The following is a 13983-nucleotide window of genomic DNA, read 5'->3' as shown; positions in this document are numbered from 1 at the left end:
AGGAACTCAGGCGACAGCCAGACGACGCGAGCGCTCGCGCTTCACCACTTCACGCGCCAGCTTGAGATAGGCCTGGCTGCCGGCGCATTTCAGGTCATAGATCAGGGCCGGTTTGCCGAAGGACGGCGCCTCGGACACCCGCACATTCCGGGGGATGACCGCGTCATAGACCTTATCGCCGAAGTGAGCCCGGACATCATTGGCGACCTGGCCCGACAGGGCATTGCGCTTGTCATACATGGTCAGGACCAGACCCTGAATCTCCAGCCGGGGATTGAGGCTCTGGCGGACCATTTCGATGGTCTTCATCAGCTGGGTCAGGCCCTCCAGCGCAAAGAATTCGCACTGCAGAGGCACCAGAACGGCATCAGCTGCCGCCATGGCATTGAGCGTCAGAAGGTTGAGCGACGGCGGGCAATCGATCAGGACATAGTCATACTGGGTCTGACCGACGCGGCCATGGGCCAGCAGGGCGTCGCGAAGCCGGAAGGATCGCCTGTCCGCCTGACTGAGCTCGATCTCGACACCGGACATGTCGGGGTCCGACGGGATGATGTGCAGCCCGGGGACGGCCGTTTCCACCGCCGCTTCAGCCACGGCCCTACCGTCGGTCACGACGTCATAGATGGTGACGCGCCGCGTTTCACGTGAAACACCCAGACCTGTCGAGGCATTGCCCTGGGGGTCCATGTCGACGATCAGGACCTTTTCGCCGATGGCGGCCAGAGCCGTGCCGAGATTGATGGCTGTGGTCGTCTTGCCCACGCCGCCCTTCTGGTTGGACACCGCCAGTACACGTGGTCCACGCTTGGTCTCAGTGAGGACGGACACGGCGGACACTCCCGATACAAACAATGCGGCCGCGAGGATCGCTTTGCGACGGCCTGAGCTCATGGTCAAATTGCCAGGATTTTCGCGCCTCGCGCAACTCCTCCTCGGCCCGTTCCCCCTTGAGAAACACGGCTTGTGCACCGCGCTGCAGATAGGGCTGTGCATAACCCAGCAGCCGCTCCATCGGGGCGAGCGCCCGGGCCGTGACCACATCCACGGCGACATCGTCCTGGTCTTCCGCGCGACCGTGGATCACCGTGGCCGGCAATTCCAGTGTTTCAACCACGGCCGAAAGGAAACGACAGCGTTTGCCGAGACTGTCGATCAGCCAGACGTGCGCGTCGGGGTTGGCCTTGAGCAGTATGGCCAGAATTAAGCCGGGAAAGCCCGCACCGGCGCCCAGATCAGCCCATGTTCGGGCTTCCGGCTCCATTTCCAGCAGCTGCGCACTGTCCCAGGCGTGACGCGACCAGAAGTCCGGCAGGGTGTCCGGACCGACCAGATTCATGACCGCATTGGTCTCGGTCAGCATGTCCCGGAAACGGTCCAGCTCCGCCATCCGCGCGTCAGAGGCGCCGGTGCGCGTCTGGAAATCCTCTCGCGTGCGAACGGTCACGCGGCGACCCGCGTCTTCTTCACATGCGCCAGCAGGGCCGTCAGGGCGCCGGGGGTTACCCCTTCGATGCGGGACGCCTGTCCCAGGGTCACCGGACGGACCTTGGCCAGCTTCTCGCGCACCTCGGTCGACAGCCCGCCCAGGGCGCCATAGTCGAGGTCGGCAGGAAGGCGAAGATCTTCCTCCCGCCGCAGCGCCTCCGCATCCGCCGACTGGCGGTCCAGATAGCCGGCATAGAGGGCCTCAATGGACAACTGCTCGCGCACTGCAGGGCTGCGCTCAGCGAGGTCCGGCCGGACCGGCAGGAAATGGTCAAGCGTCACCCCGGCATGGGCCAGAAGATCCCGCACCGACCGACGTTGACCATCGGCATTCACGTGAATGCCCAGACGCTTCGCCTCGCCCGGCGTGAATTTGGTTTCGTTGGCCCAGGCCAGCACATCGCCCAGCTCGGCCTGTTTGGCGGTGAACGCCCGCGTGCGATCCGGTCCGGCCAGCGCCAACTCAATCGCCAGCGGCGTCAGGCGCCGGTCCGCATTGTCGGCCCGAAGGCTCAGCCGGTATTCCGCGCGGCTGGTGAACATGCGGTAGGGCTCGGTCACACCGCGTGTGACCAGATCGTCGATCATGACCCCGATATAGGCCTGATCACGGCGCAGGATCACAGCGTCCCGTCCACCAGCCGCGCGAGCGGCGTTCAGCCCGGCCATCAAACCCTGGGCGGCTGCCTCCTCATAGCCGGTCGTGCCATTGATCTGGCCGGCCAGGTACAGGCCCGCGCGCGCCTTGACCTCGAGCGTCGGCAGCAGTTCGCGGGGGTCGACATAGTCATATTCGATGGCATAGCCGTAGCGGAACACCTCGACCGCCTCCAGACCGGGGATGGTCCTCAGGAAGGCGTCCTGGGTCGCTTCGGACACCGAGGTCGAGATGCCGTTCGGATAGACGGTCGGATCGTCCAGTCCCTCGGGCTCGAGGAAGATCTGGTGGCTGGTCTTGTCGGCGAACCGGACGACCTTGTCCTCGATCGACGGGCAATAGCGCGGGCCCCGGCCGGACAGATGCCCGCCATAGACAGCGCTTTCGCCCAGATTCTCGGCGATGATCCGGTGCGTCTCTTCCGTCGTATGGGTGATGCCGCACGCGATCTGGGGCACGGCGATCCGGTCGGTCAGGAAGCTGAAGGGCACGGGCTCGGCGTCGGCCGCCTGCATCTCCAGTCGGTCCCAGGCAATGGTGCGCCCATCCAGCCGGGCGGGCGTGCCGGTCTTGAGGCGGCCCAGCGCCAGCCCTGCGGCATGCAGATCGGCCGCCAGACCGGTGGACGGGGCCTCGCCATGACGCCCTGCCGGAATGCGCAGATCGCCCCGGTGAATGATCCCGTTCAGGAAGGTGCCGGTCGTCAGCACGACCGCAGCCGCCCTCGGGGAATCGCCCGCCTCGGTCTCGATCCCGACGACGCGGGTGCCGTCGACGATCAAGCGCGTGGCCGTGCCGGCCATCAGGGTCAGATTGGCGGTGGCGGCAAGCTCGGCCTGCATGGCCTCGCGATAGAGCCGCCGGTCGATCTGCGACCGCGGCCCCTGCACCGCCGCGCCCTTCGACCGGTTCAGCATGCGGAACTGGATGCCCGACACATCGGCGAGCCGCCCCATGATGCCGTCCATGGCGTCGATTTCGCGGACGAGATGGCCCTTACCCAGTCCGCCGATGGCCGGGTTGCAGCTCATCTCGCCGATGGTGTCGAGCCGCTGGGTCAGCAGCACGGTGCGGGCGCCGGCGCGCGCCGAGGCGGCCGCGGCTTCACAGCCGGCGTGCCCTCCCCCGATGACGATGACGTCGAACGTGTTCATGGCCGGGGACATAGGGGAAAAGCGGCCCGTCCGCCACCGCGCCGGGCCTGTTTCACGTGAAACTATTTGCCGATGCAGAAGCTGGCGAAGACCTCGCCCAGCACGTCCTCGACCCCGATATCGCCGGTGATACGGGCCAGACTGCCTGCGGCCCGGCGCAGATCTTCGCCCGCCATCTCGGGCGCGATAGCCAACGCCTGCCGCGCCGATTGGACCGAGGCCACGGTTTCCTCAAGCCTGAGGCGGTGGCGCTCCCGCGTCAGGGCCGGGAAGTCTCCGCCGCTGAGATCAGCGGCCAGCCGACCGGACAGCCACCTGGTCAAGGCGTCCAGCCCCTCTCCGGCGGTCGGCGACACCGTCAGCGTCTCGACGTGTGCGGACACCTCGGGCCAGCCGGGCCGGTTCAGGTCGGCTTTGGTCCGGATGCACAGGTCGCCGGGCCTGACGAGCGCACCGGCGGGACCGACCGGATCCCCGGGCGCGACCACCCAGAGCCGCAGGTCGGCCGCCTCGGCCCGGGCGCGGGCGCGACGCACCCCCTCCGCCTCGACCGGGTCGTCACTGTCGCGCAGCCCGGCTGTGTCCGACAGGGTCACGGCATAGCCCCCGATCACCAGGGCGGCGTCCAGCACGTCCCGGGTGGTTCCGGCGATCGGGGTGACAATGGCGGCTTCGCGCTCGACCAGCGCATTGAACAGCGACGACTTGCCGGCATTGGTCTCGCCGATCAGGACGATCCGGTAGCCGTCTCGAATGCGCTCCCCCCGTAGGCCGTCCGCAAGGGCCCGCTCGAGATCGCGGATCAGGGCGTCGAGTACCGGCCCGGCCCGGCTGGCCAGGCCATCGGGTATATCCTCGTCCGGGAAATCGATCTCGGCCTCGACCAGCGACAGGGCGGTCAGCAAATCACGACGGAACCCGGCATAGGTGTCGGCGAGCGCGCCTCGCAGCTGTCCCAGCGCCTGGGCCGACTGTTCGGCTGTCTCAGCGTCGATCAGATCGGCGATGGCCTCGGCCTGGGTCAGGTCCAGCTTGCCGTTCTCAAAGGCACGGCGGGTGAAGGCGCCGGGCTCGGCCGGGCGCACGCCCAGATCGATCAGCGCCCGACTGACGGCTTCGACCACAGCCCTGCCGCCGTGCAAATGCAGTTCGGCCGCATCCTCGCCGGTATAGCTGGCCGGCGCCTTGAAACGCAGAACCAGCGCCTGGTCCAGCACCGCGCCCCGATGGCGGAGCGAGCGAACGACCGCGTGTCTCGGCGAGGGCAGCCGCCCCCCCAGAGCCTCCAGCACCCGGTCGCAGTCGGGTCCCGACAGCCGGATAACGGCCACCGCCCCCCGACCCGGCGGCGTGGCCAGGGCAAAGAGCGTGTCCGTCACCTGGGCCTCATTTCGTGGCGGCTTCCATCATGCGCCGGAACTGCTCCTGGGCCTGCAGGCCGAAGCCGGTCCAAGTCTTCATCAGCTCTTCGGGCTGCATGGCGGCCATATTGTCAGCCATCCGCTTCTGCATCTCGGAGACCATGGCCTCATTGAGCGGCGTCACGTCCGGCAAGCCCAGAAAGGCGCGCGCCTCGGCCGGGGTACAATCGATCTCGACATTGACCTTCATGATGTCTCCTTTGTCCTGCCGCTCGGTTCGCGGAACCTCGCGGCTTGAGGACGTTTCACGTGAAACACGACCTCAAGTAGCCTCGCACCGCGTGCGAGGCGATAGGGCCAGATCAGGTGTTCATCGACTGGAAGAAGTCCGCGTTGTTCTTCGACTGGCGCAGCTTGTCGAGCAGGAATTCGATCGCGTCCTGCGGGCCCATCGGATTGAGGATGCGGCGCAGGACATAGGTCTTGGCCAGCTGATCCTTCGGCGTGATGAGATCTTCCTTGCGGGTGCCGGACTTGAGCACATCGATGGCCGGGAAGATGCGCTTGTCAGCGACCTTGCGGTCCAGCACGATTTCCGAGTTACCGGTGCCCTTGAACTCTTCGAAGATGACTTCGTCCATCCGGCTGCCGGTATCGATCAGGGCGGTGGCGATGATGGTCAGCGAGCCCCCCTGCTCCACGTTCCGGGCGGCGCCGAAGAAGCGCTTGGGCCGCTGCAGGGCGTTGGCGTCGACACCCCCCGTCAGCACCTTGCCGGACGACGGCACAGTGGCGTTGTAGGCGCGGCCCAGCCGGGTGATGGAGTCCAGCAGGATCACGACATCCTTGTTGTGCTCGACCAGACGCTTAGCCTTTTCGATGACCATTTCGGCCACGGCGACGTGGCGGGTGGCGGGCTCGTCGAAGGTCGAGGCGACGACCTCGCCCTTCACCGTCCGCTGCATGTCCGTCACTTCTTCCGGCCGCTCATCGATCAGCAGCACGATCAGGAAGACCTCGGGGTGGTTGGCCTCGATTGACTTGGCGATGTTCTGCAGCATGACCGTCTTGCCGACCCGCGGCGGGGCGACGATCAGGCAGCGCTGGCCCTTGCCCAGCGGCGCGACGATGTCGATCACCCGGCCCGACCGATCCTTCAGCGTCGGGTCCTGGATTTCCATGTGCAGCCGCTCTTCGGGATAGAGCGGGGTCAGGTTGTCGAACAGGACCTTGGTCTTGACCAGTTCCGGATCTTCCAGATTGATCGTGTCGACCTTGAGCAGGGCGAAATAGCGCTCGCCCTCGCGCGGGCCACGCACCGCGCCGTGGATGGTGTCACCCGAGCGCAGGCCGAAACGGCGGATCTGCGACGGCGAGACATAGATGTCATCGGGACCCGGCAGATAGTTGGCGTCCGGACTGCGCAGGAAGCCAAAGCCGTCGGGCAGGATTTCCAGCACGCCGTCGGCAATGATCTCGACCTCTTCCTCGGCCAGCGCCTTGAGGATGGCGAACAGCAGGTCCTGTTTGCGCAGGTTGGAGGCGTTCTCGACCTCCAGCTGTTCGGCAAAGGCGACCAGGTCGGCGGGCGTCTTCTCGTTCAGCTCGGCCAGGGTGATCCGGCCGGACGGCACAATGGCTTCGCCCTCATCCTCATCGTCCTCGGTCGTTTCGACCTCAGTGGCCGGCGTGTCCGCCACGGCGCCATCGGCCACAGCCGGCTCGGTCTCAGGGGTGTCGGAGATGTCGGTGGGATCGCTCATCGGAACTCGCACGGGAATGAGCCCCCGAACAATCCATGTTCAGGAGCGAAAAACCTAATAATGTCAGGCCCTTATGGGCCAGTCGGGGAACTCCGGAGCCTGCCCGGCCCATGAGGGCGATCAGTGGCGGACACAGGAGGAAGAGAAGGGCACCGCCCCGCAGGACGGCTCAGGACCACGGAAACCACGCCCGCCGCAGCGGGTCAAGTCCGCTGCAGCCGCAGCGTCAGCGCGTGCCCCACTCCAGGGTCACGGACAGCACCATGACGATGGCGATCAGGAAGGGGATCTCATTGGTCATCCGCCAGAACCGGCTCGTGCGGACCGAGGTCCCGGCCTGAATGCGGCGGAATTCGCCGGACAGATAACCGTGCCAGGCCCCCAGCGCCAGAATCCCCGCGATCTTGGCCAGCATCCACGGCTGGTGGGCAAAGCTCCAGTCCGCGCCGTCTCCGCTCCGTATCCAGAACAGCCACAGGCCGAGCACTGTGGCTGCGATCATGGCGGGGTTCAGGATGATCTTCAGCAGGCGCCGCTGCCAGGTGCGCAGAAGGCCGCGCATCTCGCTGCGCAAGGGCTCGGGCTTGTCCGCCTGCTCCGCGTCATAGGCATAGAGGCGCGGCAGGAACAGAAGACCGGCCATCCAGGCGATCACCGCCAGAATGTGCAGCCCGCGCGCCAGATCATACAGGTTCACGCCGCTGCCCCCTGCCGCTGCTCGGCCTGGCAGGGACAGGCCTTCCACGCCGCCTGACAGCCCGGCCCGAACGGCGCCGTACCCGAGCGATCCAGCGCCGCGACCACACCCTCGGCCAGACCGGAGATGAAGGCCGGCGTCACACTGACCGTCGGCACCCGGATATAGGGGTGGATGCCGTGTTCCTCGGCCAGTTCCCGGTATTCGATATCCAGCTCGACGAGGGTCTCGATATGCTCCGAGACGAAGGCGATCGGCACCAGCACGACCCCGACGCCGTCCCTGCCGGCCTGTTCCAGGGCCTCGGGGGTCGACGGCCCCAGCCACTTCATAGGCCCGACCCGGCTTTGGTAGCACAGGCCCCAGTCGCTCAGGCCCAGCCGTTCGGCGACGGCGCGACACCCGGCCTCGACCTGTTCGGCATAGGGATCGCCCTTCTTCGTCACCAGCGACTCGGGGATACCATGGGCAGAAAACAGCACGCGCACGGGCGGGTCGCCGGCGGCCGTCAGCCCCTCGCGGATCAGCCCGGCCTGGGCCTCGACCCAGCCTTCGGCCTGGGGATAGCAACAGATGGCGCGGCTGGCGCCCGGTCCGCGATAGGTCTCGTGCCACAGCTTGAGCGACGAGGCGGTCGTCGTGGTCGAAAACTGCGGATACAGGGGCAGGAGCACGATCTGGTCAGGCGCCCACGCCTCGACCTCGGCCGCCACGGCCTCCGTCATCGGATGCCAGTAGCGCATGCAGATAAAGGCCTTGATCTGATCGCCCGGCAGGCGCTCCGACAGGGCCTGCTCCAGCGCCACGGCCTGGGACCGGGTGCCGGGCAGCAGGGGCGACCCCCCGCCCATATAGTCATAATTGGACTGGGCGCTCTTTTCCCGACGGCTCGAGATCAACCACGCCACCGCCGTCCGCAACAGCCCCGGCAGGCCGATGATGGCCGGATCATTGAACAGGTTGAACAGGAAGGGCTTTACGGACTCCGGTCCGTCCGGACCGCCCAGGTTGAACAGCACCACCGCGACGCGGCGACCCTGACTGTCCTGCGGGCGGTTCATTGCGCGCCAATCCTTTTGAGGACCTGCTCGACATGCGAAATCGGCACGTCCGGCAGGATTCCGTGGCCCAGGTTGAAGATCCACGGCCCCGCGCCCCAGGCCTCCAGCAGCTGGTCCACTCGGCGATCCAGCGCCGGGCCTCCAGCGCGCAACAGGAGCGGATCCAGCGCGCCCTGGATCGGCTTGATCGCCTGCACCCGGCGACCAACCTCCAGCGGGCAAGCTGTGTCGAGGGCGACCGCCTGGACGTCGCAGTCATGGGCATAACGTTCGGCCAGCGCAGCCGATCCGCGCGGAAAGCCGATCAGGGGCACGGTCACGCCCAATTCCCGCACCCGGGCCACCAGCTTTTGGTGGGGTTTCAGGACCAGAACCTCGAACAGATCGTCCGGCAGGCCCTCGGCCCAGCTCTCGAAGATCTTGAGGACCTGGGCCCCCGCATCCGCCTGCATCTTCAGATAGTGGGCCGTGGCCTCGACCAGAATGTCCAGCAAGGCCAGGACCTTCTCCGGCTCCCGGTAATAAAAGGTCCGGGCCTGGGCCCGTTCGCCCTTGCCGATCGAGCGCGTCTCGCCATCCAGCATATAGGTCGCAACGGTCCAGGGTGCGCCGGCAAAACCGATCAGGGTCCGCTCGGGGTCCAGCGCGGCCCGCACGCGGCTGAGGGTTTCCCCGACAGATGACAGGTAGTCACCCGCCCCGGCGGTCAAAGCCTGCATATGCCCCAGATCCGGCAGGGCGCCGAGCCGCGGACCTTCCCCCGCCTCGAACCAGACCTTCTGGCCCAGAGCCTGGGGGATCAGCAGGATGTCAGCAAAGACAATCGCCGCGTCGAAGCCAAAACGGCGCATGGGCTGCAGCGTCGCCTCGGCCGCCATCCCGGGGTTCAGGCAAAAGGCGATGAAATCCGGGGCCTCGGCCCGCAGAGCCCGGTATTCCGGCAGATAGCGCCCCGCCTGACGCATGAACCAGACCGGGGGCCGGTCGGTGACTTCACCCCTGAGGGCCCTGAGCAAGCGCGTATCCGTCATGGAGCGGCTTTAGGCCGGGCGGACCAAGACCTCAAGCGGGCGAAATGCCTCGCTCTGCTTCTCTTCCTCTCGATAGAGATATTGAAAGTGAAGACAGCAGGTAGGGCCGGGGATGACGGGGACAGTTGGCCCGAGTCCGGCGCCCGCTGCCGACCTTTTCACAGGGCTTTGCGGCAAGGATCGAAGCTGCCGGCAGAGCCTGTAGAAACCGGGGATAATCCTTAATCAAACCTTAATGGGCGGGCCCGGAAGCCGACGTCCGTCGGGGGATGATCTGTTTGCGGATTAACGTCTCATTAACCTTTCCCCAGGGCATCGGAACGCGGTTGCCGCCCTTGGGACAGATGGCCCCGAACCGTCGTCATATCTTCACATCCGTCCCCGTTGTCCGGCCGCCCGGCCTGCCATCCCGGATTCCGCCCGCATGGCGGACCGATTGATCCCCGCCTGCCGCAGGGGATCATCCACAGGAATCCCGGATTCGCTCCGCAGGGTTCTGACCCGCTCGAACAGGTTTGACGCCCGCGCCGCTTCGGACGATGACAGGACATGACCCCGACACGCTCAGGCTCCGGCCGGCTGGCCACCTATTTCCACGTCCATCTGGTCTCCGACTCGACCGGTGAGACCCTGAACGCCATGGCCAAGGCGGTCACGGCCCGCTTCGACGGCGTGATCCCCATCGAACACATCTATGCCCTGGTCCGCTCGCCCAAACAGATGGAGCGGGTGCTGGAGGAGGTGGCGGCGGCGCCGGGCGTGGTGCTGCACACCCTGGTCGACAAGGGTCTGCGACTGCAGCTCGAAGATGGCTGCCGGGCGCTGGACATGCCCCAGATCGGGGCGCTGGATCCTCTGGTCGGCGCCCTGTCCCATTATCTCGGCGCGGCGCTGTCGACCCGAGTCGGGGCCCAGCACGCCCTCGATACCGACTATTTCAACCGCATCGGCGCGCTGGACTTCGCCATGGCCCATGACGACGGCCAGGGCACGACCGAACAGCTGGAGGCCGCGGATGTCGTGCTGTGCGGGGTCAGCCGCACGTCCAAGACCCCGACCTGCATCTATCTGGCGCACCGGGGCATCCGCGCCGCCAATGTGCCCCTGGTCCCCGGACAGGAGGACGGCGAGCGCCTGACGCAGCTGAACGGGCCGCTGGTCGTGGGCCTGACGGTGTCGCCCGACCGGCTGGTGCAGATCCGGCGCAACCGCCTCGACGGCCTGAATGCGGGCCGCAGTTCATCCTATATCGATCACGACGCGGTCCGCGACGAGACGATCAAGGCCCGGCGGGCCTTCGAACGCCGCGGCTGGCCTGTGATCGACGTGACCCGACGCTCGGTCGAGGAAACCGCCGCCGCCATCGTCAACCTGCTGAGCGAGCGCCGCTCGGGCAAGGCGGGCCGTACGCCCGGCGTGCCGTCATGAAGGCCGGGTTTCAGCGTCAGCCCCTGGTGCTGGCCTCGGCCAGTGCGGCCCGCCGCGCCCTGATGGCCGGGGTGGGCCTGGCGGTCGATCTCCAACCCGCAGATCTCGACGAGGAGGGCCTGCGTCAGGCCAATCCCGACCTCGGCCCGGCGGACATGGCGGTGCGCCTGGCCGAGGCCAAGGCCGTCGCGGTCAGCCGCATGCGCCCCGGCGTGCTGGTCCTGGGCGGTGACCAGATTCTGGACGAGGCCGGGGCCATTGTATCCAAGGCGGACGATCTGGAGGCCATTGCCGCACGCCTGCGGGGGTTCCGGGGTCGCACCCACCATCTGCATTCGGCCGCAGCGCTCGCCCGGGACGGACAGATTGTCTGGCGCCACGTCGATACGGCGGCCCTGACCGTGCGGGATTTCTCCGAGGCCTGGCTGGCCACCTATCTCGAGGCCGAGGGTTCGGCCCTGACCGGTGTGGTCGGGGGCTACAGGCTGGAAGGACCCGGGGCCCAGCTGTTCTCGCGCATCGACGGCGACTATTTCACCGTCCTGGGCCTGCCGCTGTGGGCGGTGCTGGAGACCCTGCGGGATCAGGGCGTGATCGACCGATGACAATCCGGGCCGGGGTCGCGGGCTGGCCGATCGCCCATTCGCTCAGTCCGGTGATCCACAGCGCCTGGATCCGGGCGGCCGGCCTCGACGCGGCCTACACGGCCTATGGTCCGGAAAGCGACGATCAATTCCGAGACCTCATTGGAGACCTTCGACAGGGCACCCTTTGCGGCCTGAATGTCACTGCGCCCTACAAGGAAATTGCCCTCGAACTGGCGGAGGAGGCCAGTCCCACCGCCCGCGCCTGTGGCTCGGCCAATCTGCTCTGGCAGGATGGCGGCGTGCTCCGGGCCGACAGCACCGACGGCCACGGCCTGATGGCGGCGCTTATGGAACAGGCTCCGACTCTGGAGATGAAGGGCAACATCGCCACTGTGCTGGGCGCCGGGGGCGCGGCGCGGGCGGCCGTCCACGCCCTGGGCGAGGTCTTTGCCGAGGTGCGGATCATCAACCGCACGCCCGCACGAGCGGATGCCCTGATCGCCGCCGTCCAGCCCCACACATCGGCCCGACTGGCCTGCAGCGACGCCGTCTCCGACACCGCCCTCGTCGTCAATGCTCTGAGCGTCCCGCCCGAGCTGGACCTGACGACGCTCGCGCCCGAGGCCGTGCTGATGGATATGACCTATCGCCCCCTGATGACCGGCTTCCTGCAGGCCGGTGCGGAGCGGGGCCATACGGTCGTCGACGGCCTGGCCATGCTGATTGGCCAGGCGCGGCCGTCCTTTGCGACCCTGTTCGGCGTGGCACCGCCCGACGTCGATGTTCGGGCCGAGGCCCTGCGGGTGCTGGGAGAGACGCCATGATCGTTCTGGTGCTGACCGGTTCGATCGGCATGGGCAAAAGCACGACCGCGCGCCTGTTCGCAGAGGCGGGCGCCGCCGTCTGGGATGCCGATGCCGCCGTCCATGCCCTCTATCAGAAGGGCGGCGCCGCGGTGGAGGCGATCGAGGCCGCCTTTCCGGGCGTGGTCGTCGACGGTGCGGTCGACCGGACCCGGCTCTCGGCACAGCTTCAGGCGCATCCTGAAGGGTTTTCGACGCTCGAATCCATTGTCCATCCGCTGGTTCGGGCCGACCGCGAGGCCTTCCTTGTCCGGGCCCGCGCGGAAGGCCGCGCCGTCGTGGTTCTGGACATTCCCCTCTGGTTCGAGACGGGCGCCGACCGAACCGGCGTCACGGCCGTGGTGGTCGCCAGCGCGCCCGAGGCCGAGCAAAGGCGGCGGGTTCTGTCCCGCCCCGGGATGACCGAGGCCCGGTTCCGGCAGATCCTGTCCCGTCAGGTGCCCGATTCCGAAAAGCGCGCCCATGCCGATGTCGTCATCGATACCGGCCGGGGCATTCCCCACGCCCGGGACCAGGTTCGGCTGTTGATGGAACGCCTGACCTCACCCGCGACGGATTGAAGCCCGGAGCGAAGCGCGGCATCAAGGGCCATGGCCCGCGAGATCGTTCTGGATACTGAAACCACCGGCTTTGACCCCCGGACGGGCGACCGGATGATCGAGGTCGGCTGTATCGAGATCGATGACCTGCTGCCGACCGGCCGCACCTTCCACCGGCTGATCCATCCCGAGCGCGACATTCCCGCCGGCGCCATCGCCGTGCACGGCATCACTCTGGAAAAGCTGCACGGCGCGCCGAAATTCGCCGAGGTCGCGGCCGATCTGCTGGAATTCATCGGCGATGCGCCCGTCATCGCCCACAACGCCAGCTTTGACCGGGCCTTCATCAATCACGAACTGGGCCTGTGCGGCCAGCTGTTGATCGAGGAGGCGCGCTGGATCGACACCCTGCAGATGGCGCAGATGCGCTTTCCGGGCATGGCCAATTCCCTGGATGCCCTGTGTCGCCGGTTCAAGATTTCCCTGACGGAGCGCAGCCTGCACGGGGCCCTGATCGACGCCCGCCTGTTGTCGGATGTGTATCTGGAGCTGAAGGGCGGCAAGGCCCGCTCGCTGGAGCTGGTCACCCTGTCCGGCCACGCCGCCGCGCAGGCGGGGCCGCAGCGCCACGGAGCCCGGCCCACGCCGCTCTCACCGCGCCTGACCGAGGCCGAGGTTCAGGCGCATGCGGCCTTTGTCGCCGCCGAACTGGGGGATCAGGCGCTCTGGCTCAAGGCCTGATCGCCCCGCTCGGAGTGGTTCAGGCCTGACCGGGAGGGGTCGCGGCGCCACGCGCGACCTGGGCCTGGCGCTGGGTATAGATGGCGCCGAAGTCGATCGGCTCCATCAGGAAGGGCGGATAGAAGCCGCCGTCCGACGTGGCCTTGGCGATGGTTTCGCGGGCGAACGGGAACAGATAGCGCGGGCATTCGATCAGCAGCAGCGGCTCGATGTCCTTTTCCGGGACATTCATCAGCTGGAACAGGCCGCCGTAGACCAGCTCGACCTGGAACACCGGCTTGTCCTCGCTGGTGGCCTTGACCGACAGCTTCAGCTCCACCTCGAACAGGCCGTCCTGACGGCCCTGGGCGTTCATCTCGACGCCGAGATCGATATTGGGCCGGCCCTCGACCTTCAGGCTCTCCGGCGCGCGGGGGTTCTCGAACGAGAAGTCGCGCACATACTGGGCCATGATGCGAAAGCCCGGCAGGGCGGGCTGGCCCGGCTGCACCGGCGTTTCGGTCGAGCCGTTGGGGGTGTCGCCATTGGGGGCGGGAGGCGTGGAATCGGTCATGCGCGGACAGGTCTTCCTGGATCGATGAAAGCTCAGACCCCAGCAGCGGCCTGAAGGCG

Annotated in this window: 15 protein-coding genes; 5 read left to right on the top strand and 10 right to left on the bottom strand. The window is 67.2% G+C overall.

Going from position 1 to position 13983, the window contains the following annotated elements:
- Positions 1–6: 6 nt before the first annotated feature.
- The 9 genes from V7672_RS07495 to hemE form a co-directional block, all read right to left on the bottom strand.
- The gene (locus V7672_RS07495; RefSeq protein ID WP_335623974.1) at positions 7–831 is read right to left on the bottom strand and encodes a ParA family protein; all 825 of its coding nucleotides are present in this window, start codon (positions 829–831) and stop codon (positions 7–9) included.
- Positions 815–1390 (bottom strand): 16S rRNA (guanine(527)-N(7))-methyltransferase RsmG, encoded by a 576-nt coding sequence (gene rsmG / locus V7672_RS07490; protein WP_335624407.1) that lies wholly within the window; start codon positions 1388–1390, stop codon positions 815–817. Before rsmG ends, V7672_RS07495 begins: the two co-directional genes overlap by 17 nt.
- 53 nt (positions 1391–1443) lie before the next feature.
- The gene (gene mnmG, locus V7672_RS07485; RefSeq protein ID WP_335623973.1) at positions 1444–3300 is read right to left on the bottom strand and encodes a tRNA uridine-5-carboxymethylaminomethyl(34) synthesis enzyme MnmG; all 1857 of its coding nucleotides are present in this window, start codon (positions 3298–3300) and stop codon (positions 1444–1446) included.
- Positions 3301–3362: 62 nt separating this feature from the next.
- The gene (mnmE, locus tag V7672_RS07480; protein ID WP_335623972.1) at positions 3363–4679 is read right to left on the bottom strand and encodes a tRNA uridine-5-carboxymethylaminomethyl(34) synthesis GTPase MnmE; all 1317 of its coding nucleotides are present in this window, start codon (positions 4677–4679) and stop codon (positions 3363–3365) included.
- 7 nt (positions 4680–4686) lie between these two features.
- A complete protein-coding gene (locus V7672_RS07475; RefSeq protein ID WP_335623971.1) occupies positions 4687–4911 on the bottom strand; it encodes a DUF6489 family protein in 225 nt (74 codons plus the stop codon).
- Positions 4912–5023: 112 nt separating this feature from the next.
- Positions 5024–6424 carry a transcription termination factor Rho gene (rho, locus tag V7672_RS07470; protein WP_335623970.1) on the bottom strand — a complete coding sequence of 467 codons (1401 nt, stop codon included), beginning with the start codon at positions 6422–6424 and terminating at the stop codon, positions 5024–5026.
- A 226-nt stretch (positions 6425–6650) separates the two neighbouring features.
- A complete protein-coding gene (locus tag V7672_RS07465) occupies positions 6651–7121 on the bottom strand; it encodes a CopD family protein (RefSeq protein ID WP_335623969.1) in 471 nt (156 codons plus the stop codon).
- The gene (hemH, locus tag V7672_RS07460; RefSeq protein ID WP_335623968.1) at positions 7118–8182 is read right to left on the bottom strand and encodes a ferrochelatase; all 1065 of its coding nucleotides are present in this window, start codon (positions 8180–8182) and stop codon (positions 7118–7120) included. Before hemH ends, V7672_RS07465 begins: the two co-directional genes overlap by 4 nt.
- A complete protein-coding gene (gene hemE / locus V7672_RS07455; RefSeq protein ID WP_335623967.1) occupies positions 8179–9213 on the bottom strand; it encodes a uroporphyrinogen decarboxylase in 1035 nt (344 codons plus the stop codon). Before hemE ends, hemH begins: the two co-directional genes overlap by 4 nt.
- Before the next feature lie 549 nt (positions 9214–9762).
- Between hemE and V7672_RS07450 the strand changes: the two genes are divergently transcribed.
- Genes V7672_RS07450 through dnaQ form a run of 5 tightly spaced genes read left to right on the top strand, consistent with a single transcriptional unit; the run spans position 9763 to position 13371 of the window.
- A complete protein-coding gene (locus V7672_RS07450; RefSeq protein ID WP_335623966.1) occupies positions 9763–10641 on the top strand; it encodes a pyruvate, water dikinase regulatory protein in 879 nt (292 codons plus the stop codon).
- The gene (locus V7672_RS07445) at positions 10638–11246 is read left to right on the top strand and encodes a Maf family protein (RefSeq protein ID WP_335623965.1); all 609 of its coding nucleotides are present in this window, start codon (positions 10638–10640) and stop codon (positions 11244–11246) included. Before V7672_RS07450 ends, V7672_RS07445 begins: the two co-directional genes overlap by 4 nt.
- Positions 11243–12052 (top strand): shikimate dehydrogenase family protein, encoded by an 810-nt coding sequence (locus V7672_RS07440; protein WP_335623964.1) that lies wholly within the window; start codon positions 11243–11245, stop codon positions 12050–12052. Before V7672_RS07445 ends, V7672_RS07440 begins: the two co-directional genes overlap by 4 nt.
- Entirely contained in the window at positions 12049–12651 is a 603-nt protein-coding gene (gene coaE, locus V7672_RS07435) for a dephospho-CoA kinase (protein ID WP_335623963.1), read from the top strand. Before V7672_RS07440 ends, coaE begins: the two co-directional genes overlap by 4 nt.
- Before the next feature lie 30 nt (positions 12652–12681).
- On the top strand, positions 12682–13371 hold the full coding sequence (gene dnaQ / locus V7672_RS07430) for a DNA polymerase III subunit epsilon (RefSeq protein WP_335623962.1): 690 nt from the start codon (positions 12682–12684) through the stop codon (positions 13369–13371).
- A 19-nt stretch (positions 13372–13390) separates the two neighbouring features.
- Here dnaQ and secB read toward each other — a convergent pair whose 3' ends face one another.
- A complete protein-coding gene (gene secB, locus V7672_RS07425; RefSeq protein WP_335623961.1) occupies positions 13391–13924 on the bottom strand; it encodes a protein-export chaperone SecB in 534 nt (177 codons plus the stop codon).
- Positions 13925–13983: the final 59 nt, after the last annotated feature.

The organism is Brevundimonas sp. (genome assembly GCF_036963785.1).
GTDB lineage: Bacteria > Pseudomonadota > Alphaproteobacteria > Caulobacterales > Caulobacteraceae > Brevundimonas.
This window is presented reverse-complemented; position numbering and strand designations above follow the sequence as displayed.

What these genes read in the sequence shown, in the direction of transcription:
- dnaQ (WP_335623962.1), top strand. Translation starts at nt 12,682, where the DNA reads ATGGCCCGCGAGATCGTTCTGGATACTGAAACCACCGGCTTTGACCCC.
- coaE (WP_335623963.1), top strand. Translation starts at nt 12,049, where the DNA reads ATGATCGTTCTGGTGCTGACCGGTTCGATCGGCATGGGCAAAAGCACG.
- mnmG (WP_335623973.1), bottom strand. Translation starts at nt 3,300, where the DNA reads ATGAACACGTTCGACGTCATCGTCATCGGGGGAGGGCACGCCGGCTGT.
- secB (WP_335623961.1), bottom strand. Translation starts at nt 13,924, where the DNA reads ATGACCGATTCCACGCCTCCCGCCCCCAATGGCGACACCCCCAACGGC.
- rho (WP_335623970.1), bottom strand. Translation starts at nt 6,424, where the DNA reads ATGAGCGATCCCACCGACATCTCCGACACCCCTGAGACCGAGCCGGCT.
- V7672_RS07445 (WP_335623965.1), top strand. Translation starts at nt 10,638, where the DNA reads ATGAAGGCCGGGTTTCAGCGTCAGCCCCTGGTGCTGGCCTCGGCCAGT.
- hemE (WP_335623967.1), bottom strand. Translation starts at nt 9,213, where the DNA reads ATGACGGATACGCGCTTGCTCAGGGCCCTCAGGGGTGAAGTCACCGAC.
- rsmG (WP_335624407.1), bottom strand. Translation starts at nt 1,390, where the DNA reads ATGGCGGAGCTGGACCGTTTCCGGGACATGCTGACCGAGACCAATGCG.
- V7672_RS07450 (WP_335623966.1), top strand. Translation starts at nt 9,763, where the DNA reads ATGACCCCGACACGCTCAGGCTCCGGCCGGCTGGCCACCTATTTCCAC.
- hemH (WP_335623968.1), bottom strand. Translation starts at nt 8,182, where the DNA reads ATGAACCGCCCGCAGGACAGTCAGGGTCGCCGCGTCGCGGTGGTGCTG.
- V7672_RS07475 (WP_335623971.1), bottom strand. Translation starts at nt 4,911, where the DNA reads ATGAAGGTCAATGTCGAGATCGATTGTACCCCGGCCGAGGCGCGCGCC.
- V7672_RS07440 (WP_335623964.1), top strand. Translation starts at nt 11,243, where the DNA reads ATGACAATCCGGGCCGGGGTCGCGGGCTGGCCGATCGCCCATTCGCTC.